This window comes from Leifsonia shinshuensis (assembly GCF_013410375.1).
GTDB lineage: Bacteria > Actinomycetota > Actinomycetes > Actinomycetales > Microbacteriaceae > Leifsonia > Leifsonia shinshuensis.
Window position 1 is genome coordinate 3,225,358 of the sequence record NZ_JACCFL010000001.1, and the last position, 23,513, is coordinate 3,248,870.

Annotated in this window: 20 protein-coding genes; 7 read left to right on the forward strand and 13 right to left on the reverse strand. The window is 71.6% G+C overall.

The window, feature by feature from the left end; all coding sequences use genetic code 11:
* Window positions 1–5 precede the first annotated feature (5 nt).
* The 9 genes from HNR13_RS15685 to HNR13_RS15725 form a co-directional block, all read right to left on the reverse strand.
* Complete coding sequence (locus HNR13_RS15685) at window positions 6–968, reverse strand: PrsW family intramembrane metalloprotease (RefSeq protein ID WP_179607257.1); 963 nt, start codon at window positions 966–968, stop codon at window positions 6–8.
* 33 nt (window positions 969–1,001) lie between these two features.
* Window positions 1,002–2,939 carry an alpha/beta hydrolase gene (locus tag HNR13_RS15690; RefSeq protein ID WP_179607259.1) on the reverse strand — a complete coding sequence of 646 codons (1,938 nt, stop codon included), beginning with the start codon at window positions 2,937–2,939 and terminating at the stop codon, window positions 1,002–1,004.
* Between the two features lie 113 nt (window positions 2,940–3,052).
* Entirely contained in the window at window positions 3,053–4,420 is a 1,368-nt protein-coding gene (locus HNR13_RS15695; protein WP_179607261.1) for an NAD-dependent succinate-semialdehyde dehydrogenase, read from the reverse strand.
* A gap of 95 nt (window positions 4,421–4,515) precedes the next feature.
* Window positions 4,516–5,937 (reverse strand): NAD(P)/FAD-dependent oxidoreductase, encoded by a 1,422-nt coding sequence (locus HNR13_RS15700; protein WP_179607263.1) that lies wholly within the window; start codon window positions 5,935–5,937, stop codon window positions 4,516–4,518.
* A gap of 41 nt (window positions 5,938–5,978) precedes the next feature.
* Window positions 5,979–7,601 carry a dipeptide ABC transporter ATP-binding protein gene (locus HNR13_RS15705; RefSeq protein WP_179607265.1) on the reverse strand — a complete coding sequence of 541 codons (1,623 nt, stop codon included), beginning with the start codon at window positions 7,599–7,601 and terminating at the stop codon, window positions 5,979–5,981.
* Window positions 7,598–8,464: an ABC transporter permease gene (locus HNR13_RS15710; protein ID WP_179607267.1), complete on the reverse strand. Its 867-nt coding sequence runs from the start codon at window positions 8,462–8,464 to the stop codon at window positions 7,598–7,600. The genes HNR13_RS15705 and HNR13_RS15710 overlap by 4 nt, the downstream gene beginning before the upstream one ends.
* Complete coding sequence (locus HNR13_RS15715) at window positions 8,461–9,429, reverse strand: ABC transporter permease (protein ID WP_179607269.1); 969 nt, start codon at window positions 9,427–9,429, stop codon at window positions 8,461–8,463. Before HNR13_RS15715 ends, HNR13_RS15710 begins: the two co-directional genes overlap by 4 nt.
* A complete protein-coding gene (locus HNR13_RS15720) occupies window positions 9,416–11,065 on the reverse strand; it encodes an ABC transporter substrate-binding protein (protein WP_179607271.1) in 1,650 nt (549 codons plus the stop codon). Before HNR13_RS15720 ends, HNR13_RS15715 begins: the two co-directional genes overlap by 14 nt.
* Window positions 11,066–11,103: 38 nt before the next feature.
* A complete protein-coding gene (locus HNR13_RS15725; RefSeq protein ID WP_246312787.1) occupies window positions 11,104–12,846 on the reverse strand; it encodes an amidohydrolase in 1,743 nt (580 codons plus the stop codon).
* A gap of 86 nt (window positions 12,847–12,932) precedes the next feature.
* On the opposite strand from HNR13_RS15725, the gene HNR13_RS15730 reads away from it, so the two are divergent.
* The gene (locus HNR13_RS15730; RefSeq protein WP_179607273.1) at window positions 12,933–13,607 is read left to right on the forward strand and encodes a TetR/AcrR family transcriptional regulator C-terminal domain-containing protein; all 675 of its coding nucleotides are present in this window, start codon (window positions 12,933–12,935) and stop codon (window positions 13,605–13,607) included.
* Between the two features lie 106 nt (window positions 13,608–13,713).
* On the opposite strand, the gene HNR13_RS15735 is transcribed toward HNR13_RS15730, so the two are convergent.
* Both HNR13_RS15735 and HNR13_RS15740 read right to left on the reverse strand, forming a co-directional pair.
* The gene (locus HNR13_RS15735; RefSeq protein WP_179607275.1) at window positions 13,714–15,006 is read right to left on the reverse strand and encodes an APC family permease; all 1,293 of its coding nucleotides are present in this window, start codon (window positions 15,004–15,006) and stop codon (window positions 13,714–13,716) included.
* A gap of 180 nt (window positions 15,007–15,186) precedes the next feature.
* Entirely contained in the window at window positions 15,187–15,567 is a 381-nt protein-coding gene (locus tag HNR13_RS15740) for an SHOCT domain-containing protein (protein WP_179607277.1), read from the reverse strand.
* A gap of 198 nt (window positions 15,568–15,765) precedes the next feature.
* Here HNR13_RS15740 and HNR13_RS15745 point away from each other — a divergent pair, with 198 nt between their 5' ends.
* Genes HNR13_RS15745 through HNR13_RS15760 form a run of 4 tightly spaced genes read left to right on the forward strand, consistent with a single transcriptional unit; the run spans window position 15,766 to window position 19,247 of the window.
* Complete coding sequence (locus tag HNR13_RS15745) at window positions 15,766–17,256, forward strand: anaerobic C4-dicarboxylate transporter family protein (RefSeq protein WP_179607279.1); 1,491 nt, start codon at window positions 15,766–15,768, stop codon at window positions 17,254–17,256.
* 42 nt (window positions 17,257–17,298) lie between these two features.
* A complete protein-coding gene (locus HNR13_RS15750; RefSeq protein ID WP_179607281.1) occupies window positions 17,299–18,651 on the forward strand; it encodes a M20/M25/M40 family metallo-hydrolase in 1,353 nt (450 codons plus the stop codon).
* A 27-nt stretch (window positions 18,652–18,678) separates the two neighbouring features.
* Entirely contained in the window at window positions 18,679–18,915 is a 237-nt protein-coding gene (locus HNR13_RS15755) for a hypothetical protein (protein WP_179607282.1), read from the forward strand.
* A gap of 38 nt (window positions 18,916–18,953) precedes the next feature.
* On the forward strand, window positions 18,954–19,247 hold the full coding sequence (locus tag HNR13_RS15760; protein ID WP_179607284.1) for a hypothetical protein: 294 nt from the start codon (window positions 18,954–18,956) through the stop codon (window positions 19,245–19,247).
* A gap of 56 nt (window positions 19,248–19,303) precedes the next feature.
* On the opposite strand, the gene HNR13_RS15765 is transcribed toward HNR13_RS15760, so the two are convergent.
* On the reverse strand, window positions 19,304–19,561 hold the full coding sequence (locus tag HNR13_RS15765; protein ID WP_246312788.1) for a hypothetical protein: 258 nt from the start codon (window positions 19,559–19,561) through the stop codon (window positions 19,304–19,306).
* Between the two features lie 302 nt (window positions 19,562–19,863).
* Between HNR13_RS15765 and HNR13_RS15770 the strand changes: the two genes are divergently transcribed.
* Window positions 19,864–20,172 (forward strand): hypothetical protein, encoded by a 309-nt coding sequence (locus tag HNR13_RS15770; RefSeq protein ID WP_179607286.1) that lies wholly within the window; start codon window positions 19,864–19,866, stop codon window positions 20,170–20,172.
* A 24-nt stretch (window positions 20,173–20,196) separates the two neighbouring features.
* On the opposite strand, the gene HNR13_RS15775 is transcribed toward HNR13_RS15770, so the two are convergent.
* On the reverse strand, window positions 20,197–22,530 hold the full coding sequence (locus HNR13_RS15775) for a glycoside hydrolase family 5 protein (protein ID WP_179607288.1): 2,334 nt from the start codon (window positions 22,528–22,530) through the stop codon (window positions 20,197–20,199).
* Window positions 22,531–22,636: 106 nt separating this feature from the next.
* Between HNR13_RS15775 and HNR13_RS15780 the strand changes: the two genes are divergently transcribed.
* Window positions 22,637–23,482: an SDR family NAD(P)-dependent oxidoreductase gene (locus tag HNR13_RS15780; protein WP_343063583.1), complete on the forward strand. Its 846-nt coding sequence runs from the start codon at window positions 22,637–22,639 to the stop codon at window positions 23,480–23,482.
* Window positions 23,483–23,513 lie beyond the last annotated feature (31 nt).

Here is a 23,513-nt window from a genome sequence, read left to right on the forward strand (position 1 = left end):
GCCGCCTACTCGATCGCGCCCGGACCCGCCTCACCCGCGCCAGCGGCAGCCACCGGGGCGGCCGCCGCCTTCGCGCGGCGGTAGTGCCGCAGCACCAGCCACAGCGTGACGATCCCCGCCGCCGACACGACCGCCAGCCCGACGATGTAGAGGACCGTCGCGACCGCCTCCACCTGGTTCGCCGTGCTCTGCTGGAGCGACCCGGCCTGCAGCTCCCGCACCGCCTCCGCGTTGAACAGCACGGCGAAGAACGACGCGACGTCGGCCGCCGAATCCCACGCCGCGTGCAGCAGCGACACGCACGCGTAGGTCAGCAGGATCCACCACGACCACCGGAACCGCCGGCCGCCGCCGGCCGCACCGAAGATCACCGCGCCGAGGATCGCCGTCCACAACACATGACCGACGGGCGCGAGGATGGCGCGCACCAGCTCGGTCTGCAACAGCGAGACCAGGTCGATGCCGCGGGCGGTGATGGCCGCGTTGAAGGCGTAGCCCGCCGACTCGAACGCCGCGAAGCCCGCGCCGATCGTCGCGCCCAGCAGCGCACCCTGCTTGGCGGTCTTCGGGACGGTCCGCCAGCCGAAGATCACCAGCAGAGCCACCTTGACGAACTCCTCGATCAGCCCGACCAGGCCGTAGACCCAGAAGCTCTGGTGGAGGTCGGCCTCCAGCAGGGAGGCGCCGAGCACGCCGAAGATGCCGCCGACGAAGAACGCGAGGATGAGCTGCAGCGTGCTGATCGACCCGGTCACCCGCTCGATCGCGAACAGCACGACGCAGAACGGCACCAGGAAGCTGCCCAGCAGGATGAGCGTCGGGACGAGGTTGGTGTTCCCGGTGACCGCGGTGACGACGATCGTGATGATCCACAGCCCGAAACCGGCGAGGAGGGTCTTCCACCACCAGCCGTGGTGATGGTGCGGATGATCGCGGTCCTCGACGCCCGGGGCTGCTGCGGTGGTCATGCCGCCGACCGTATCAGCGGCTCGGCGGACGGCCTAGCCTTTCGCGTCCCGGTTGACGATCGTGAACGCGAGTTGCGCCGCCGGGCCGAAGACCGGGAGGGCGCGCGCCGCCGGCGGGAGGTCCAGGACGGCGCGGATGACGTTCGGGTCCTGCGGGTCCGGGGTGAGCGCGAGCGCGTCCGCCATCTGGCCGAGCTGGTTGATCGCACCCGGGACGGCGCTGTTCCAGCCCGTCCACGCGCCGAACCGGCCGTCGGCGGAGCGGCCGATGTCGACGATGAGCACGTCCTGCCAGTCGCCGACCTGCTCCAGGTTGCTGGAGAAGTCGAAGACGCCGTTCCGGGTGATGACCTGGTAGACGCGCAGCGTCAGGGCGTAGCGGGAGAGGTCCTGGCTGAGCCGCGCGTAGTCGCTCGCAGCACCGCCGGCTGGAGCCGCGCCCGCATCGGCGCCCGCACCCGCGGCGAGGTCGTCCGCGACCGCCGAGACCGCCTGCGCCGCGACCGCCGGGATCGTCGGGTCGAGCGGGTTCTCCAGCGGGACGTCCACCGGGGCCGCCTGCTCGTGCTCGCCGCCGACGGAGTCCACGAACCGGTGCCACCAGCCCTCGCGGGCGGGAGCGGGCGCGGAGGCGGGAGCGGACGCAGCGGTTGGCGCCGCCACCGCGGGTGAAGGCGCATCCCCCACCCCCGGAGTCACCTGCGTCGGCGGGAGGTCGGCGGGCGGTTCCTTGGAGAACAGGAACGTCCCCACCAGCGGGATCGGCGCGTCCACCGAGTCCTCGCCCGGCGAGCCCGGCGCGTGCTGCGCGATCTCGGAGTTCAGCTGCACCGGGTTGTAGTGCACCGCCTTCTGCTCCGTGATGAGCACCGACAGCCCGCGGATCGCGAGCTGGAGGTCGGCCTGCCAGGCGACGTCCGGTTGCGCGGCCACGACCGACGCCGGCGGCAGGTTGCTCAGCTCCACCTGAACGGACCAGTGCCCGAACAGGAAGCGCGACAGGTTCTGGTAGCCCTCCTCGGAGTTGACCTCGCCGTACGGCCCCGAGTGCGACTTGTAGACGAACGCCCGGTGCGCGCCCTTCACGTAGGCGTTCTCGATGAGCACCAGCCCGTCGCTGCGCGGCCCGACGCCGAGCTTCGCCAGGGTGAAGTCGTTCTGGTCGGTGCCGATGATGCAGAACACGTCGTCCACGTCGAACACCGAGGGCGGGATGACGCGCGGGTCCCACGCCACCCCGATCGGCCTGTCGCCGAATTTCTTGCCCGGCGTCAGGTAGCCGTACATCTTCGGCGGCGAGAAGATGTCCGAACCGGCAGGGCCGAACGTCTCCATGAGCCAGTTGAGCAGGGCGCCGGTGAACACGATCCCGCCGTGCGGCGTCGCGTAGGTGCAGAACTTGGCGACGAGCTCCTTCGCCGGGATGCGGCCGTCCTCCTCGCACACCTTCTGCATCATGCAGCGCGCGACCAGGCCGCCCATCGAGTGGGCGACCAGGAACACCTTCGGAGCGCCGGTCTTCTCGCGCACCATCAGCACGAGGTCGTAGAGCTCGCGCGCCGCCTGCTCGATGTCGAAGCCCTGCGCCTGGGCGTGCTCGCGGACCAGGTCCTCCGTCCAGGTGATCGCCCGGTCGAAGAGGTTGCCCGAGCGCGGCGCCGGAGCGGCGTAGGTGGTGGCGGCCTCGTCGTAGAAGCGGTGGATCCAGATGGACTTCTGCGGCAGCGAGCCGTCGGCGGCCGTCGCCAGCAGCTCCTTCTGGCTGCCGCGCACCAGCACCTGGTAGGCGCGCTCCCCCAGCAGCCGCAGCAGCGGCCCCTCGAACTGGTAGAACATCGGGTCGCCGTCGCCGTTGACCCGGGTGTGGGTGGCGCCCTCATTGAAGCCGTAGAAGGGATCGTTGACCGTGGAGTCGATCTGGCTGGTCGGGCCGGCATACCCGCGGCAGTAGACGATCGGCAGCTCTTGCACGGGGACAGCGTCCCGCCGATCGTGAGGAAGTGTCAAGACCGCGCGGTCTACCGTCGGCCGGACGCAGACGGCCGGCCGCCCGAAGGCGACCGGCCGTCCTGACAGCGAGAGGATCAGCCGCCGATGCGGATGAGCTTCTTGTTCACGAACTCGTCGGCGCCGAAGCGGCCGAGCTCGCGGCCCGAGCCGGAGCGCTTCACGCCGCCGAAGGGCAGCTCCGCGCCGTCGGCGAGCACGACGTTCACGAAGACCATGCCGGCCTCGATCTGGTCGGCGACCCGGAGGGCCTGCTCCTCGTCGGTCGTGTAGAGGTAGGAGCCGAGCCCGAACGGGGTGTCGTTCGCGATGCGCACGGCGTCCGCCTCGTCCTTCGCGCGGAACACCTGCGCGACGGGTCCGAAGAACTCCTCCTTGGAGGCCGGGTTGTCCGGGGTCACGTCGGTCAGCACCGTCGTCTCGAAGAACGCGCCGTTGCGGCCGCCGCCGCGCACCAGGGTCGCGCCGTTGGCGACGGCGCGCTTGACCTGCTCGTCCAGGCCCTCCGCCGCCTTCAGCGACGAGAGCGGGCCGAGAGCCGAGGACGCGCTGGTCGGGTCGGTGGCCTCCACCTCGGCGAGCTTGGCGGTGAACTTCTCCAGGAACGAGTCGTACAGCTCGTCCGCGACCACGAAGCGCTTGGCCGCGTTGCAGGACTGGCCGCTGTTGTCGAGGCGGGCGTCGACGGCGTTCTGCACGGTGGCGTCCAGGTCGTCGGTCGAGAGCAGGATGAACGGGTCGGACCCGCCCAGCTCCAGCACGACCTTCTTGAGGTTGCGGCCGGCGATCTCGGCGACCGCGGCGCCCGCGCGCTCCGAGCCGGTCAGCGAGACGCCCTGCACGCGCGGGTCGGCGATGACCTTCTCGATCTGGTCGTGCGAGGCGTAGATGTTGACGTACGCGCCCTCCGGGAAGCCCGCGTCCAGGAAGATCCGCTCGATCGCGGCGGCCGACTCCGGGCACTGCTCGGCGTGCTTGAGCAGGATGGTGTTGCCGATGATCAGGTTCGGGCCGGCGAAGCGGGCGACCTGGTAGTACGGGAAGTTCCACGGCATGACACCGAGCAGCACGCCCAGCGCCGAGCGGCGGACGACCGCCGAGCCGGTGCCGTCGAGCAGCTGGATCGGCTCGTCCTTCAGGAACTCCGACGCGTTGTCGGCGTAGTACTCGTAGATCGCCCCGGCGAAGTCGACCTCGCCGAGCGCCTGCTCCACCGGCTTGCCCATCTCGCGCACGATGATGTCGGCCAGCTCCTGCCGGCGCTCCACGTGCAGCTCCCCGACGCGGCGCACCAGGGCCGCGCGCTCCTCCACCGTGGTCGTCTTCGACCAGGTGCGGTACGCGTTGTCGGCCGACGCGATCGCGGCCTCGAGGCCGGCGTCGGTGATGGTGTCGAAGGTCTTGACCGTCTCGCCCGTGGCGGGATTGGTCACGGCGTAGCTCATGTTGCTCCTTATTCCTACAGTGACGGGGTCGTGGCCCTGGGTGATCGGGGCAGAAAGCCCTCAGGAAGACACTACGGGTCCGGTGTCGGCTCGCGCTACGAGTCGAAGCCGAGCCCGACCGCGTCGAGGGTCTTCTGGAGGACGTTGCGGCGTCCTTCGTTGTGGTCGGCCCGGTTCAGCGCCCACCGGCTCAGGTTGATCCCGGTGCTGGCCAGCGGCTCCGGCGGGAACGGGGTCGGCTTGCTGCGCACCATCCGCAGCTCGGTCAGCTCGGTCGGCGTGCCGCCCAGGAGGTCGAGCAGCACGCGCGCGGCGAACCGGGTGCTGCCGACGCCGAGCCCGGTGAAGCCGCTCGCGTAGGCGACCCGGCCCTTGCGCGCGGTGCCGTAGAACGCGCAGAACCGGCTGCAGGTGTCGATCGCGCCGGCCCAGCGGTGCGTCGCCCGGATCCCTTCCAGCTGCGGGAAGGTCGTCAGCAGGTGCCCGGCCAGCCGCTCGAAGGTCGCGCGGCGCTCCTCGTAGCCCGGCTCCACTCGGCGGCCGTAGTGGTAGACGGCGTCGTAGCCGCCGAACAGCAGCCGGTTGTCCTTCGAGAGCCGGTAGTAGTGGAACTGGTTGGCCATGTCGCTGAGGCCCTGGCGGTTGCTCCAGCCGATGTCCGCCAGCTGGGCGTCGCTCAGCGGCTCGGTCATCAGCACGTAGTCGTAGACCGGGACGGTCATCAGCCGGTTGCGCTTCAGCAGCGACGGGAACACGTTGGTCGCCAGCACGACGCGGTCGGCCGTCACGACCGTGCCGTTGACCGGCAGGCGCACCGGGCCGGAGCCGTCGGTCAGCACGCCGCCCACCGGCGAGCCCTCGTAGAACTCGACGCCGAGCGCCTCGCACGCGTCCGCGAGCCCGCGGGCCAGCTTGGCCGGGTGCACGAGGGCGGCGTCGCGGCGGTTCCAGACGCCGGCGAGGTAGGTCGGCGAGTCCACCTCGGCGCGCACGGCCTCGGCGTCGAGGAACGCGCCGTCGCCGTCGGCCGCCGCCTCCTCCGCCCAGGCCACCTGGTGCGGCTCGACCGCGACGTTCAGCAGCCCGGTGCGCTCGAAGTCGGCGTCCACGTGCAGCTCGGTGAGCGTGGTCTCGATGGCGTCGAGGTTCTCCCGGCCGAGCTGCTGGAGGCGGTCGAACTCCTTCGGGAACCGGCCGCGGCCGTTGACCTCGCCGTGCGTGAGGCTGGCCTCGCAGAAGCCGCCGTTGCGCCCGGAGGCCGCCCAGCCGATCCGCTCGGCCTCCAGCAGCACCACCCGCCGCCCGGGGTGCTCCCGCTTGGCGAGCAGCGCGGCCCAGAGGCCGAGGTAGCCGCCGCCCACGACCGCGAGGTCGGCGCGGAGCGGCTCCTCGACGGCGGGGCGCCGGGCGCTCGGGGCGTCGGCGATCCAGAACGAGCCGTGCTCGCTGCCCTCCAGGAGGTGTGCGATGGCGGAGGCGGAGGGGGCGTGCCGTTCGAAGACGGTCGTGTGGGGCATGGAGCTCCTGTCGAAGGGATGGATAGAGAAGGTGCGGCCGCTCAGGCGACCGGGTCGGGCTCCGCCCGCGGCACCGAGTCGAGCAGCAGGCGGGTGTACTCGTGATGCGGGTCGGAGAGCAGGTCGACGGTCGCGCCGGCCTCGACGATCTCGCCCGAGCGCATCACCACCGTCCGCTCGCAGACCGTGCGTACGACGCCCAGGTTGTGGCTGATGAACAGCACGGTCAGCCCGCGTTCGCGCCGGAGGTCGGCGACCAGGTCGAGCACCTGCGCCTGCACCGAGACGTCGAGGGCGCTGGTGGCCTCGTCCATGACGAGCAGCGCCGGCTCGATCGCGAGCGCCCGGGCGATCGCGACGCGCTGCCGCTGGCCGCCGGACAGCGTGCGCGGCAGCGCCTGGGCGTGCGCCTCCACGAGGCCGACCTGGCCGAGGAGTTCGAGCACCTGCGCGCGGGCGCCCGCCGTGCCGAGGCCCGGGTGGTGCAGGCGCAGCGCGTCCTCGACCGCACGGCCCGCGGTCATCCGCGGGTCGAGCGAGAGGTACGGGTCCTGGAACACCATCTGCACCCGGCGCGCGTGCTGCAGCCGGTCGGCGCGTGTGCGCGGCCGCCCGGCCTGGGCGACGCCGTCGATCTCGACCGTCCCGGAGTCGGACTGCTCGAGGCCGACGATCATCCGGGCCAGCGTCGACTTGCCCGACCCGGACTCCCCCACGACGCCCAGCGCCTCGCCGGCCGGGATCGCGATGGAGGCTCCCGTCACGGCGCGCACGGGACCGCGGCCGCGCACCTGGTAGGTCTTCGCCAGGTCGTGCACGTCGAGCACGGGCGCCCGGCCGTCCGCCGCGCGCTCGCGCGGCTCGTCCCCGGTCACCTCGATGGTGGGCGTCGCCGCGACCAGCCGCTGCGTGTACGGGTTCACCGGCTGGTGGAGCACGCGGGAGGCCGTGCCCTGCTCGACGACCTTCCCCTCGCGCATCACGTAGACGCGGTCGCAGAAGGCGGCGGCGAGGGTCAGGTCGTGGGTGATGAACAGCATCCCCATCGCTCTCCGGTCGCGCTGCTCGGCGAGGACGTCGAGGATCTGCGCCTGCGTCGTCACGTCCAGTGCCGTGGTCGGCTCGTCGCAGACCAGCAGCTTCGGCGAGCCGGCGAGGGCGCCGGCGATCATCACGCGCTGCAGCATCCCGCCGGAGAACTCGTGCGGGTACTGCCGCAGGTGCTGCTCGGGATGCGGCAGGTGCACCGCCTCCAGCAGCTCGACGGCGCGGGCCCGGGCCTCGGCGGCCGGGCGTCCCTCACCGAGCCGCAGGGCTTCGGTGAGGTGGTCGCCGATCGTGCGCATCGGGTTGATCCCGGCGCGCGGGTCCTGGAAGACCATCGCGGCGGTCGTGAGGCGCAGCCTCCGCAGCTCCGGGCGGCTCGCGGTCAGCACGTCCGTGCCGTCGAGCCGCACCGAGCCGGTGGTCTCCGCCCGCTCGGGCAGGAGGCCGAGCACGGTGCGCGAGGTGAGGGATTTGCCGGAGCCCGACTCCCCCACCAGCCCGACGGTTTCCCCGTGGGCGACCGCGAGGTCGATACCGTCGAGCAGCCGCCGGCCCGTCGCGCCCTTCGCGGCGGGTGGCAGGTCGAGGGTCAGCCCGGAGATCTCGAGCAGGGTCATGGGAGGTTCCTTCCACCGATCCGGTCCGAGAGCTCCTCGCCGATCACGTTCACGGCGACGACCACGATCACCACGGCCACGGCGGGCACGATCGCGGGCAGGAAGTACCCGCCGGCGACCCCGGCCTGGGCCTCGTTGATCATCGCGCCCCAGTCGGCCGTGGGCGCCTGCACGCCGAGGCCGAGGAACGAGAGGCCCGCGAGCTCGGCGAGCACGTAGCCGAAGTTCAGCGTGGACTGCGCGCCGACGGTCGGCGCGACGTTGGGCAGCACCCGTCGGACGGCGATCCACGATCCGGCGAACCCCTGCACCCGGTACGCCGAGACGTACGGCCGGGTCCGCTCGGTCGCGACCAGCTGGCGGGTCAGCCGCGCCACGAACGGCGAGTACGCGATGCTCATCGCGATCACCGGCGCCACGAGTCCTTTGCCGAACAGCGCGACCGCCATGATCGCGATCAGCAGCGACGGGAACGCGAACAGCACGTCGAAGACGCGGGCGAGCGTGGCGTCGAGCCAGCCTCCCCGCCAGCCGGCGACGAGCCCGAGGACGATGCCGAGCAGCGTGGAGGCGATGACGACCAGCAGCGGGCCGAGCAGCGCCGTGCGAGCGCCGAAGATCATCCGGCTGAGGGTGTCCCGGCCGAGGGCGTCGGCGCCGAGCCAGTGCGCGGGGCTCGGGTTCGCGTAGACGGCGGAGAAGTCGACGTGGTCGGGATCGTAGGGCGCGATGAACGGGGCGAAGACCGCCGCGAGCGCGATCACCGCGAGCACGACGAGCGACACCGTGAAGCCGAGCCGCGCCGGCTTCCGCACGGTCGAGCGCATCACCTTCAGCGCGAGGGTCGGGGTGGGCGCGCTCATCGTCCGGCCTCCCCGGCCGCCGCGCGCGGGTCGATGACCGGCTCCAGGAGGTCCACGATCGCGTTCACCACGATGAACGCGGTGACCACGAACAGCACGATCGCCTGGACGACCGGGAAGTCGAGCCGGTCGACCGACTGCACCAGCAGCGATCCCATGCCCGAGATGCCGAACGCCGACTCCACGATGGAGGTCGCCACCAGCAGCCCGGCGACCAGCATGCCGCTGACCGTCAGGATCGGCCCGACCGCATTGCGGAAGACGTGGCGGCGGACGACCGTGGCGCGCTTCAGGCCGCGACTGGTCGCGACCTCCACGTGCTCGCGGCCGAGCTGCTCGACCATCGACATGCGCGTCACCTTTCCGATCAGAACCACGAAGACGATCGCCAGCGCGATCGACGGGAGCACCAGGTGGTAGGCCATGTCCAGGAAGCCGGTCCCCGAGCCGAACGCGGGGAACCAGCCGAGCTGCACGGCGAAGACCGCGATCAGCACGATGGACCCGACGAACGACGGGATGGCCCCCAGCACGGTCAGCAGGGTCAGGGTCGCCCGGTCGGCGATCCTGCCGCGGTTGAGCGCGGCGACCGTGCCGGCGACGAGGCCGACGACGGTGATCATCAGCCCCGCCATCACCACGAGCCCGAGGGTCACCGGCAGCCGGTCGCCAATGACCGTGGCGACCGACTGCCGGTACTGCAGCGAGCGGCCGAAGTCGCCGTGCAGCATCCCGCCGAGCCAGTTGAGGTACTGCTGCCAGGGCGGCAGGTTCAGGCCGAACTCGGCGGTGACCTGGGCCACCGCCTCCGGGGACGGCTTGCGCCCCCGGAGGAGGAAGCTCAACGGGTTCCCCGGCACCAGGAACCGGGAGAAGAAGACCAGGAGCGAGGCGAGGAACAGCGTCAGCAGGAGCGAGCCGAGCTTGCCCGCGACCCGCCGCGCGGCCGCCCTACCGTGCGCCAAGCGTGGCCGCCCACGGGTAGTAGAGGAACGCCACGGACGGCGCCACCCCGGTGATCTTCTTGCCGACGAACACCGTCATCGGGCCCTGGAAGAGCGGCAGCCACGGGAGCTGCTGGTTCGCGATCTTCTGGAGCTCGACCGACTTCTCGGCGCGCGCCTTCGGGTCGGCGATGGCGACCGCCTGGTCGACGAGCGCGTCGAACTGCGGGTCGGACCAGTTGCCGTAGTTGCTGAACTGGCCGGTGCGCAGCACGCCGTACATCTCCAGCGGGTCCGGGGTGGAGAGGTACCAGGAGGTGTAGAACAGGTCGACGCCCTGGCGCGCCGTCGGGTCGGAGAACAGCGTCGTGTACGAGTCGGGCGTCATCGTCTGGATCTTCGCCTTCAGCCCGATCGACTCCGCGGCCGCGGCCGTGGCCTGAGCGACGACACTGAAGTCGGCGCCCATCGGAGCGGTGCGGATGGTGATCGTCTTGCCGGTGGCCCCGGCCTTCTCGACCAGCTTCTTCGCCGCCGCGACGTCGTACGTGTAGGAGTCGAGACCGGAGAACGCGGCCTTCCTGGTCGCATCGGAGGCCTCGCCCCACACCGACTCGGTGGTCAGCGCGCTGGTCACCGAGCCGTAGCCCTTCACCGCGGCGTCCACGATCCCCTGCCGGTCCATCGCCATCAGCAGCGCCTTGCGGACGTTCAGGTCGCCGAGCGCGCCCTTCAGGTTGCCGACGATCAGGCTGCCGACCGCGGTGTTGAGGCCGAAGTAGAGCTTCCCCGCGCTGGTCGAGTTCAGCTTCTGGATGGCCTCGGTCGGCACCATCCAGCCGCCGTCGACCTGGCCGGAGGTCAGCGCGTTCACGCGCGCATTCGGGTCGGTCATGAAGAGGATGGTGACCTTGCCGGCCTTGGCCTTCAGCTTCGTATCCCAGTACTTGTCGTAGCGGGTCAGGGTCACCGACTCGCCCGACTTCCACGAGGTGAGCTCGAACGGCCCTGTGCAGTTGACCAGCCCGGTCGAGTTGCCGTAGTTCTTGCCCTTCGCGGCGAGCGTCGCGGCGGACTCCACGACGCCGGCGGCGCCGCTGATGCCGAGGTTGAACTGCGAGTCCGGCTTGGTCAGGGTGACCGTGACCTCCATCGGGCCGGTCTGGTCGATCGACGCGACATTCTGGTACACGGAGAACCACGACGATCCCACCGCGGGGTCGAGGTGGCGGCGCATCGACGCGACCGCGTCTGCGGCGGTCATCGGGGTGCCGTCGTGGAAGGTGACGCCCGGCCGCATCTCGTACACCCAGGTCGTCGGTGTCGGGTTGCTGTACGACTCGGCGAGCCCTGCGGAGATCGTGTAGTCCGGGTTCAGGCGCAGCATCGACTCGCAGACGTTGGAGAGCACCTGGTTGTCGGAGTAGTCGAACGCGTAAGCGTAGTCGAGCGAGTACGGCTCCGCGTACGAGACCCAGGTGAACGAGTCGATGTCGCCCGAGGGGGCCGGGGTCTGCGCGGTGAGCCGGTAGGCCGGGTGGGCGCCGGACGATGAGGCGCCGGAGCCGGCGGGCGAGCACGCGGCGAGCGCGAGCCCGGTGGCGAGGACGGCCGCCGTCGCGAGGACGAGACGGTGTCGGGTGCGGTGTCGAGGCATTGCGTGATCCTCCTGTGCAGGTGGGGGTGGGGGTCGGGTCAGACGGAGGCGGTGGCGGCGGCGGCGATCGCGGTGTCCGGCTGATCGCGGACGTAGACGGGCACGCCGCCGACCCAGGTGGAGACGACCGTGCTCTCGTGGATGCGGTCGGCCGGCACCGCGAACGGGTTCGGCTCGATCACGACCAGGTCGGCGCGGTAGCCGGGGGCGATGGTGCCGGTGTCGTGGTCGCGGTGGTTCACGTACGCTGAGCCCGAGGTGTAGGCGGCGAACGCGGTGGCGAGGTCGAGCCGTTGCCGCTCTCCCCCGAGCGGGGCGTCGGCCGATCCCGGGGAGACCCGGTTGACGGCGATGTGGATGGCCGCGATCGGGTCCGCGCTCGACACCGGCCAGTCGCTGCCGGCGGCCAGCCGGGCGCCGGCCCGGTCGAGGTCGCCGAACGGGTACTGCCGGGCTTCCAGGCCGTCCTGGAGGAACGGCAGCGTCAGCTCGTCGAGCTGGGTCTCGTGGCAGGCCCAGAGCGCCTGCAGGTTGGCGACGGCGCCCAGCTGCGGGAAGCGGGTCGCGTCCTCCTCCGACACCACCTGGAGGTGGGCGAGGTGGTGCCGGCCGTCGCTCTCGCCGTTGGCGTCGCGGGCGGCCTCGACCGCGTCCAGGGCCTCCTGCACCGCGCGGTCGCCGAGCGCGTGGAAGTGCACCTGGAAGCCGAGCCGGTCGAGCTCCGTGACGTACTCGGCCAGCCGCTCCGGGTCGATGAACGACAGCCCGGAGTTGGCGGTCTCATGGCCGTGCGCGTCCAGGTAGGGCGACTTCATCGCCGCCGTGAAGTTCTCGGCGACGCCGTCGACCATGATCTTGACCGTGCCGAGCGAGAAGCGGTCGTCGTCCAGAGCCTCGAACTCGTCGCGGCGCCGCACGATCGCGTCGATCTGCTCCGCGCCGGTGTCGCGCAGCCACCACTGCGCGCCGCGGACGTGCGCGATGAGGGTGTCCTCCTCCAGTGCGCGGCGGTAGGCGGGGAGGTTGGCGGGCATCGAGGCGACGACGCCGATCATGGCGTCCTGCCAGCCGGTGACGCCGAGCTTCAGCAGCTCGCTCTGGGCGCGCAGCAGTCCGGCGTAGGCGAGGTCGGCGTCGATGTCCGGCTTGACCGCGTCGAACAGGTCGCCCGCGCCCTCGTGGAACGTGCCTGCCGGGTAGCCGTCGGCCTCCCGCTCGATGCGGCCGTCCACCGGGTCGGGCGTGCTCGCGTCGAGCCCGGCGAGCCGGATCGCGGCGGTGCTGGCCCACAGGCTGTGGTGGTCGCGGCTGGCGACGAGCACCGGCCGGTCGCCCACGACCGCGTCGAGGAGGCCGCGCGCGGGGGCGCCGCCCGGGAAGTGGTCCATCGACCAGCCGCCGCCGAGGATCCAGGCGCTCGCGTCATCCGTCGCGGGATGCTCGGCCGCGTACTCGGCCACCCGGCGCAGGGCGTCGGCCGCGTCGGCCGAGTCGGCCAGCGAGCACTGCAAGAGCTCGACGCCGCCGCCGACGGGGTGGATGTGCGCGTCCTGGAAGCCCGGGCTGAGCAGCGCGCCCCCCAGGTCGACCACCTCGGTCGCCGGGCCGCGGTGGGTCCCGACGGACTCCTGGGTCACGATCCCGAGGATCCGCCCGTCGCGGATCAGCACGGCGTGGCCGGTCAGCGGCTGCCCCGTCCCGGTGAAGATCTGACCTCCGGTCAGGATCAGGTCTACCACGTTCGCTGTTGCGTCGGCCATCGCGCCGGTTCCCTTCGTCATCGAGTGGATCGAGCCGATGCTAGAAGACGTTCAACGCCAATGTCAACACTGCTGACATTGCTGTTGGCATGGGCTAGGGTGGACGCGTGACTGAAGCGTTGACGCACGACCACTCCAAGCGCCTCGATCGTGCGACGATCGTGAAGGCCGGACTGGAGATCGCCGCGAGCCCGCGCAACACCTCGATCTCCATCCGCGCGCTCGGAACGGCGCTGGGCGTCGACCCGACCGCCGTCTATCGGCACTTCCGTGGCAAGGACGACCTGATGAAGGCCCTGCTGGACGAGGTGCAGGCGGTGGCGCTCGCACAGCTGGCGGACGCCCCCGGCGCGTGGGACGACCGCCTCCGCGCCCTGTCGCGCGCGACCCTGAACACCTTCGTGCAGTACCCGGCGATCGCCCTGGAGGCGACCGTCCTCACCACGAACGGCCCGGCGGAGCTGGCGACGATCGAGTACATCCTGGCGGCGTTCGCGGAGGCGGGCCTCAGCGGCTCGGACCTGGTCCGCCACTATGCCCTGTTCGCGTCCTACGTCCTGTCGGAGGCGGCCGGAATCGCCCGCGGGCGCACCACTCCGTCGGCGGCGAGCGACGACACCCGCGTGACCAACGCCTGGTTCGAGGGCCCGCTCCTGGTCGACCCGCTCACCCACTCCCACATCGCCTCGGTCGCGGCGGAGCTCCGCGACCTGCGCGACGAGGACATCTTCCGCATGGGCGTCGACGCCATCCTCGACTCAGCGGAGCGGGCGGCAAGCTGACGCCACTTCCGCAGGAGATTCCGGGCGCCGCGCCCCGCGGCCTCCTTCCGAACGCCCTTCGGAAGGAGAACCAGCCGTGTCTTCCTGTCTCCGCGCGGCACGGCGGTCACACCGCCCGCGCCCGCCTCCCCCGCGCGGCCGCCTTCCACCCGAAGTCGATCACCACGGCGAGCACCAGGATCGCCAGCAGCGCGAACGCCGTCTTCGGCTCGTTCACCAGCGTCGTGGTGCTGAAGATCACGAACGTCCCGAGCGTCGCCAGCAGCCCGATCCACAGGATGACGATGTTGCCGCCGGTCTGGCGGCGGATGCGCAGGTGGCCGATGCTGACCGCCGAGAAGACCAGCAGGGCGACCGCGCTGCCGATCGAGGCGATCGCGTTGAGGTTGAAGAAGGAGACCAGCAGGATCGCCAGCACAGCCATCACGACCAGGCCGGCCGGGAACGGCCCCCACTTGCGGCCGAAGAACGGCGGGAACTGGCCGACGCTCGCGAGGTGCTGGGTCATCCCGATCGACGGGTACAGCCCCGCGTTCACCGCTCCGGTGGTCGAGAACAGCGCCGTCACCACCATCAGCACGTAGCCCGCCTGGCCGAGCACCGGCTTGGCCGCCTCGGCGAGCGCCGTCGACCCGTACTTCACCACCTCGTCCGCTGTCAGCGTCCCGAAGACGCCGAGCGACACGGCGACGTACACCGTGGTGGCGATCAGCAGCGCGAAGTAGATGGCCCGCGGGAGCTGCCGGGCCGGGTTCGGGAGGTCCTTCGCCGTGAAGGTGATGACGCCGAAGCCGAGGAACGCGAAGAAGGTCAGCGCCACGCTCGAGATGATGTGCGTCCAGCCCGGGTAACCGGAGGGTGCGAGGAGCGCCGGGTTCCAGGTGGCGATCGTCACGACCGCGAACAGCACGAGGATGACGAGCACGACGCTCACGATCACCGACTGCACGCGCGCGACCGCCGCCGAGCCGATGGTGTTGAGCCCGCTCATCACCAGGATGAGCAGCACGCCGAGGACCTTCGCCCAGGTGGGGTCGTCGTGCGCGACGACGGAGCTTGCATAGCTGCCGAACGACGACGCGATCATCGCGACCACGATCGATCCCGCCGTGAAGAACAGCCAAGCACCGATCCCGGCGACGTGGCCCTCCCCGTAGCCCTTCGAGAGGAAGGTGAGGATGCCGCCGCCGGACGGGTACTTCGCGCCGAGCTTCGCGAACGAGTAGCCCTGCAGCAGGGCGATGATCCCCGCGATCAGGAACGAGAGCCAGACGGCGGCGCCGGCGACCGCCCCCGCGGCGCCGAGGAGCGCGAAGATCCCCGCGCCCACCATCGACCCGACGCCGATGTAGGTCGCCTGCAGCACCGTCATGCGCTTGGTGCCGGGTGTTGCGGTCATGCCGGTCCCTCCCCTCCCGCTGGATCCCGCTCCCGCCGGCTCCCGTTCCCGATCGGCCCCGGCGCCGGCGCCCCGTGACGCGCCGGCGCGCGGCGCCCCTGCAGCGGGTGCCGCTGCGCATCGGGGTTGAACCGCTGCGGCACCCGGAGCCGGTGGACGGGCGACGAGTCGCCCGGGTGGTCAGGCGAGTGCGCGCGCCTTCAGGTGGGCGAACTCCTCCGGGGAGATCGCCCCCGCGTCCAGGAGCGCCTGGGCCTTGGCGATCTCGTCGGCCGGGCTGGCGGTCGAGGTGACCTCGCGGATGTGGGCGTCCACCGCGGCCTGCGTGTCGACGGCCTCCTTCATGTTGCGCTCCGCCATCCCGCGTCCGCGTGCGATCAGATAGATCAGCGCGGTGAGGAACGGCACGAAGATCAGGAAGATGATCCACACGGCCTTCCACCACCCGTTGAGCGTGTGATCACGGAACAGGTCGCCGATGATCGCGAACAGCGCGAACAGGTAGGCGACGAACGCGAAGCACCAGAAGAACAGCCAGACGTAACTCCAGAAGTTGCTCATTTCGCATCCTCCCCTCCAGTGCCGGCCCTCTTACCGGCGACGGGAATCTAACTCCGCGCGGATGCCTCTGGCTACACCTGTTTTCGCGCGTTTCGAAAACTTCGGAATCGGAGACAATTCGAAGGGTTTGCCCCCTGCCCAACTCGGAACCGGTGATGCATCCTGTGGCCGAGCACAGACCACGCGGGGAGGTCGATCATGGAAATCGCCTTGGTCATCATCCAGGGCTGCGTCGTCATCGGCGCGATCGTGCTGGGGGTCAGGACCGGTGGGATCGGTCTCGGCCTCTGGGGGGTCGTCGGGACCGCGGTCCTCGTCTTCGTCTTCCGGCTGCCGCCCGGTTCGCCGCCGATCGACGCCTTCTTCATCATCATCGCCGTCATCACGGCGTCCAGCGCGATGCAGGCCGCGGGCGGCATCGACTACCTGGTGTCCATCGCGTCGAAGATCATCCAGCGCAACCCGAGACGCCTCACCTATGTGGCGCCGCTGGTCGCGTTCGTCTTCACCGTGCCGTCCGGCACCTCGAACATCTTCTTCGCGCTGATCCCGGTCATCTACGAGACGGCGTACCGCAACGGCCAGCGGCCGGAGCGGGCGCTCGCGGCCTCCACTGTCACTTCGGGCCTCGGGATCACGGCGAGCCCGGTGTCCGCGGCGATGGCCGCCTACCTGGTGCTGATGGAGTCAAAGGGCTTCGGCCTCCCCCAGGTGCTGGCCATCACCATCCCCTCGGCGATCGTCGCCTGCATCGTGACCTCGTTCGTGCAGCAGCGGGTCGGCAAGGAGCTGCTCAGCGACCCGGTGTTCCTCAAGCGGGTGGAGGACGGGACGGTCGAGGTCCCCGCCGCGCTGGAGCGCCGCTACGAGCAGCAGGTCGGCCGCGCGGCGCCCGCGACGGCGACCGCCGGCGACGCCGGCGACGCCGGCGCCGGCGAGCAGGGCGCGGCGCCCACCGCCGTCGCCACCAAGCCGCCGCGCGGCGCCGGCCGGCTCTCCAAGGAGGAGGCGTCCGCCATCGAGCACCCGGTCCCGCCGGGAGGAGCAACCGCCGCGTACATCTTCGTCGTGGGCACCCTCCTCGTGGTGCTGCTCGGCCTGTTCCCGTCGCTGCGCCCGGCGTTCCCGGACGCGGAGGGCAAGCCGCAGCCGATCCCGATGGCGACCGTGATCGAGATGGTGATGTTCACCGTCGCGCTGGTCATCATCCTGGTGCGGCGGGTCAAGCCGTCGCTGGTGGTCGAGCAGCCGCTGCTGCGCGCCGGCTACGTGGCGGCGGTCGCGCTGTTCGGGATCGCCTGGATGGCCGACACCTTCATCTCCGCCAACGAGGAGACCATCATCAAGCCGCTGGGTGAGCTCATCAAGGCGAACCCGCTGCTGCTGGCCGTCGCCCTGTTCATCGTCTGCGGCCTGACCACCAGTCAGTCGGCCACCACCAACACCCTCATCCCGATCGCACTGAGCGCGGGCCTCGCGCCCGGGGTCATCACCGCGATGTGGCCGTCTCTGATCGGCGTCTGGCTGTTCCCGGCCAACGGTTCGCAGATCGCGTCCGTCGAGACCGACAGGACCGGGTCCACGAAACTCACGCAGGTGCCGATCTGGCACTCCTTCACCATACCGATGCTGGTCTCGTGGGTCGCCGTGGTGGCGTCCGGCCTGCTCATCCAGCTCGTCGTCCACTGACCGGCGTCCGCCGTACCGCGTCGCATCCGGAGGAACTCCATCATGACCGACACCGCAACCGAGGTGGCCGGCGCCGCGAAGGCGCTGATGCCCGACGTGCTCGAACGGCTCGACGCCCTCGTGCGCATCCCGTCCGTCGCCTTCCCCGGCTTCGACCCGGAGCCCGTGCACCGCATGGGCCAGGCCGTGGTCGACCTGTTCGCGTCGGCCGGCGCGGAGGGGGTCCGCCTGCTGGACGTGCCGGGCGGCTACCCCTGCGTCTACGCGGACCTCCCCGGGCCGGAGGGCGCCCCGACCGTCCTGCTGTACGCGCACTACGACGTGCAGCCCGCGCCGGAGAGCCAGGGCTGGTCGACCCCGCCGTGGGAGCCCACGCGCAAGGAGAACGGCCGGATCTACGGCCGCGGCGCCGCCGACGACAAGTCCGGCCTCGTCGCCAACTACGCGACGCTGAAGCTGCTGGGCGCCGACCGCCCGTGCCGGGTCATCCTGCTGTCGGAGGGCGAGGAGGAGACCATCTCGCACCTGGAGGCGTTCGTGGAGGCCAACCCCGACCTGTTCGCCTGCGACGCAGCGGTCATCGCCGACATCGGCGGCCAGGAGGTCGGCCGGCCCGGCCTCACGGTGGCGCTGCGCGGCGACGTCGCCTGCACCGTCACCGTGCGCACGCTCGCCAACCCGGTGCACTCCGGCGAGTTCGGCGGGGCGGCGCCGGACGCGATGACGGCCATGATCCGCATCCTCGACACACTGCACGACGAGAACGGCGACACGGTGATCCCCGGCGTCGACTCCGGGCACTGGGACGGGGCGGCGATGGACGAGCCGGTGTACCGGGAAGGTTCGGCCATCCTCCCCGGTGTCGACTTCCTGGGCACCGGCTCTTTGGCCGACCGGATCTGGATGAAGCCGTCCGTGACCGTGCTCGGGATGGACCTCCCGAACACCGCGGAGGCGTCGAACGTGCTGCTGCCGTCGGTGACCGCGAAGCTGTCGATGCGCATCATCCCCGGCTCGGACGGCGACGCCCAGCTGGAGGCGCTGATGGCGCACCTGCGGTCGCAGCGGCCCTGGAACTGCGTGGTCGAGGTGGAGAAGGTGAAGGTCGGGCACGCGTTCCGGGTGGACGAGAGCCACCCCGCGATCCCGGCCGCGATGGACGCCATGCGGGAGGCGTACGGGCGCGAGGTCGAGTCCATCGGCAGCGGCGCGTCCATCCCGCTGGTCGCCTCCCTCAAGAAGGTCGCGCCCGACGCTGCGATCCTGCTGTGGGGAGCCGAGGACACCAAGCAGTCGCGCATCCACGCCTCCGACGAGTCGGTCGACCCGGACGAGATCGAGCGGATGATCGTGACCCAGACGCTCTTCATCCGTGAGTTCGCGGCCGCGATGTAGGCCGGCGCAGGACGCGGGGACGGGCGGATGCGGGAGCTCGCCAGGTTCGCGGGGGCGGTCGCGCTGATCGCCCTGGCGGCCCTCGCGACGACACCGGGGGCCGCCCTGGACACGCTCCGGCTGGTGGACGGCCTGATCGTGCTGCTGGCGGCCGCCGTGTGCGCGTTCTGCGCCGGGGTCGCGGAGGTGCGCCGCGACCGGTCGCCGGAGGCCGTCCCGGAGCAGCTGGAGCTGAGCCCCGAGCGCCACGGGGTGACGCGGTGACGGGTCGCGGTGGCCGCGCGGGTGTGTAGTTTGGTCGCATGACGGACCTCCCGGACGCGCTCCCCGCCGACTACGACCCCGCGCACGTCTTCCGGGTCGTCGCGATGCCGCTCGACCGCGGCTGGGGCGTCTGGCTGCGCGCCGCCGACGACAGCGTCATCCACAGCTTCGGGATCGGGCTGCCGCCGGAGCTGCCGTTCCGGCCCGACGTGCTGGAGGTGCTCGGGCCGGTGCTCAACCTGCAGTTCCGGCTGGCCTACATGGACGACTCGGCCTGGGACGAGCTGGAGAACCACTGGTCGGCGGTCGTGTACGAGTACACGCCGCGCTGACCGGGCGGCGCCGCCGGCGCGCGGCCTCAGTCGTCCGCTTCAGTCGTCCGGCGTGGTCACCTGCTCGACGCCGTCGCCGTCCTCCACACGGTCCCCGGCACGGTCCCCTCGTAGAGGTAGGCCGCCGCCTCCGGCCACGCGCTGGCGTCGGCCAGCCGGAAGACGTCGACCGCCGCCGCCCCCTCGAACGCCGCCGCCGCACGGATCACCGCGGGAGGCCGGGCGCCGACGATCGGGAGGCGCCTGCTGAAGCTCTCGACCGACTCGTCGGGGTACAGGAAGACCGCGACGAAGCTGTCGTTCGCGTCGCCCATGACGTGACCCCTGCCGTCGCCCGCGCTGCCGGGCTAACTCGTCAGCTCCCGGGCGTGGACCGTCGCCGCGTCGATGACGAGCATGTCGACGGTCGCTCGAGTCTCGGTCATCTCCGGCACCTCTCTGGTCGCCGCCGCTCACCCGGACTCGGGTTGCGACGCTCAGGGATGACCTTCCGGCTCCCCCCGTGGCGGCATGATGCACCAGTCGCCGTGAGCGCGGCAAGACATGGCGCGGGGAGTCCCGGGGGACAAAATCCCGGGAATAGCCAAGACGGTCCCGCTGGATGCACAATCCGGTCATGAGCGAAGCCAATGCCACCGGCCCGACCGCAACCGGCCCGACCGTCCTCGGCCCCGGCGCCGTGCCAGGAGGGATCCCCCTCAAGCTGCATCTGAACGAGCCGGAGTACGCGGCGCTCGTGCGGATCGCCCTCCACCGCCACACCACGGCGTCCCACCTCGTCGAGACCCTCGTGCTCCGCGCCCTGGAGCACACCGAGGTCCCGCCGCCCGCCGACTCGTCGCCGAAGCGCTCGCACACGACCTACGACGAGGCGACCCGCGGGTTCACCCGCGACGGTTCCCGCGTGACGCTGCCGGAGCACTGAGGCCTGGGCGCCGGCCGCGCCGCCTCAGCTGTTCGTATTGAGCGTGTACCGCCCCGCGGCGCACCCGCGCACCAGCCAGCCGCCCGGAGCCGCGACCGCCTGCACCTTCGTGAGCCCGGTCGAGTGCACGTGCGGCTCGGCCGCTCCCGGCACCCACACCTCCAGCCCGCAGCTCAGCTGCGTCGCTTGGCCGGTCAGGAGCAGGTCGGCGCCTTTCGCGGTGAGCATGGTGACGGTCCCCGGCGCCGAGCGCGGATAGGCCCGGCCGAGGACGCCGAGGAGGTCATCGCGCGGCGGGGCGTCGCCTCCGGTCGCGCAGTCCTGCACCATCAGGCCGTTCCCGGTCGGGCCGGTCCCGTTCTGCGGGTCGCCGCAGGCCTGCTTCCACACCCAGTAGGCGCCGCCGAGCCGGGCCGCGTCCTCGGCCTGCGCGTAGCGGGCGAGCCGGGCGTCCACGTCGGCGGTGTCGCCCCAGTAGCCGTACTCCCCCGACCACAGCGGCGCACCGTACTCGTCGGCGACCCGCTGCGCGAGCGTGAACTGCCGGTCGATGCCGACGATCGGCGGGAGGCCGAGCGAGCGGTCCATCGTGATCGACTCGGCGTAGAGGTGCGGTGAGAAGACGATGTTCCGGTCGGTCGTGAAGCCCGGCGTCGGCCCGCTGTCGAAGCCGAGCCCGGACCAGAGGATGCTCGGCTCCACCACGACGAGCTGCTGCGACCCGGCCGCGCGGATCGCCCCGATCGCCCGGTCGTAGAACCGGCCGAGCAGGTACGACGTCGTGACCGGCGCCGTCTCGCCGAAGCCCGGCTCGTTGAGGAGGTCGTAGCCGGCCACCGTCGGGTCGTCCCGGAACTCCGCGGCGAGCTTCCCCCACGTCGCCACGAGCGCGGACTGCACCCCGGAGGTGTCGAAGTAGAAGTTCTGGAACGCGCGGTCGCCTGCCGGGGAGATGTCGCGGCCGGTGAACTGGCAGCGCGGCGCTCCGTCGGTGGTCGTCGCCCAGGCCGGGGCGCCGTCGTAGCCCCACATCGGGTCGGTGCCGGGCCGGCAGTCCGTTCCGGAGGTCGTCGCGCCCTTCCACCAGCCGTCCTGGTGCATGTCGAGGACGATGTAGAGGCCGTGCTCGCCCGCCCAGCCGACGGCCTGCTTGATCGTCGACAGGTACGAGCCCGACAGCGTCCCGCGCTGCGGTTCGAGCGTCGACCAGGACAGGTTGAGCCGCACCACGTTGAAGCCCTGCGCCGCGATCCCGGCGAAGTCGGCCTCGGTCAGCGGGCGCGTTGTCGCGACGCCTTTCGTCGGCTGGTAGAAGTCGACGAGCTGGTTCACGTTGACCCCGCGCAGCAGCACCTGGTCGCCGCGGCCGTCGGTGATGACCCTCCCGGAGGCGCGGAGGAACCCGGCGGGCGCCTCGCCCGCTCCGGCGGCGGACGCCGACGCCGAGGTCCCGGAGGGCACCACGACCGCGACCGCCACCGCGATCGCGACGATCGCCGCAGCCGCCGCCTGCGCCACCCGCACGCGCCCGGCGGCGGGGATGCGTTCCACGACGAGCGCGCCGACCCCGACGACCCAGCCCAGGCACGCGCCGAACGACAGCCCGTCGGCGATGGCCACGTAGGCCGCCATCCCGGGCCAGAGGTCCCCGTCGAGCCCGCCGTCGACGGCGAACGCGACGATCGCCTGCACGACGCCGACCAGACCGCCCGCGACCAGCGCCGCGAGCCAGCCGCCGAGCACGCCGGGGACGCGACGCCGCAGCGGGTTCAGGATCAGCGCGGTGGCGAGAGCGATCAGCAGCACCGCGACGATCACCGACAGCGGCCCGCGGTCCGGCCGCGCCACCGGGACGCCGGGGGCGTAGGCGGCGCTGGTCCACCAGACTCCCGCGAGCAGCGGAGCCGCGGCGGCGAACAGTGCCGCGGGGATCCACGGCGGCCCGCAGCGGTGCACCACCCGCCGGGTCGGGCCGCCGAACCAGCGGGCGACGGCCGCGACGATCAGCGCAGCCGGGACCGCCTTCGCCGTCACGTAGCCCGCCGCCCACGCGCTGACCGCGGGGTTCCCCGTCATGACCAGGCACGCCGCCGCCTGCGCGAGCAGCACCGCCAGGACGATCCCGGCCACGAGCGTCCAGTACCGCTCCCCCGCCCGCAGCGCCGTCCACCAGGTCATGCCGAGCAGGACGGGGAGGAAGACGGCGTACGGAGCGTACGACCACACGCCCGCGGTCGACGGGAGAGCCCCGGACCAGCCGACGAGGGCGAGCAGTCCGGTCGGGTCGAGGACGGCCTGGAGGACGACCAGGACCAGTGCGGCGGACACCGCGACGAGAGGACGGCGAACCGACTTCATGACACTCCATCGTGACAAGTGCAAGTGCATACCGGCGTTGGCAGCCTGGACAGAATGAATGATTCGGCACTCAGTGTCAAGCCGGATGGGGTGGCAGGATGACACCGTGACCGAATCGATTCTTCTCGTCACCGGAACGTCCTCCGGTATCGGCCTGGCGACCGCGGTCGCCGCCGCCCGCCACGGGTTCACCGTGGTGGCCACCATGCGCGACCTCGGCAAGGCCTCCGCGCTGCAGGAGGCGGCCTCGGCCGCGGGGGTCACGCTCGACCTCCAGCCGCTGGATGTGACGTCGCCGGCGTCCATCGCGGCCTGTTTCGAGCACATCCGCGCGACCTACGGCCGCCTCGACGCCCTGCTCAACAACGCGGGCGCCGGGCACCTCGGCACCGTCGAGCTGGAGTCCGTCGAGGCCGTGCGGGCCGTGATGGAGGTCAACTTCTTCGGCGTCGTCGCGGTCACCAAGGCGGCGCTGCCGCTGCTGCGCGAGAGCGGCGGCCGGATCGTCACCGTGTCGAGCGTCGGCGGGGTCGTGGGCCAGCCGTTCAACGAGGCGTACTGCGCGGCGAAGTTCGCCGTCGAGGGCTTCATGGAGTCGCTGACCCCGGTCGCCGCGACCGTCGGCGTGAGTGTCAGCGTCATCGAGCCCGGCGCCGTGACGACCGAGTTCGTCGCGAACGTGCGCGCGCAGGAGGCGCCGGCCGTGGCCGGGACGCCGTACGAGGGCGCGCTGAACGCCTACCTGGCGCGCACCGCCGCCGCCTTCGACCCGTCCGCCGCGCAGACGCCGGACGGCGTGGCCGAGGTGATCGTCGAGACGCTGAGCGTTCCGCAGCCGGCCGCCCGGGTGCAGACGTCGGAGGCCGCGCAGCGGTTCGTCGGCGTGAAGCTGGCGGACTTGGACGGCGCGCACGTGCAGGCGGTGACGCGGCACTGGGTGACCGGCGCCTGACTCCGCCGGCCGACCGTCGGCCGCTGGGCCG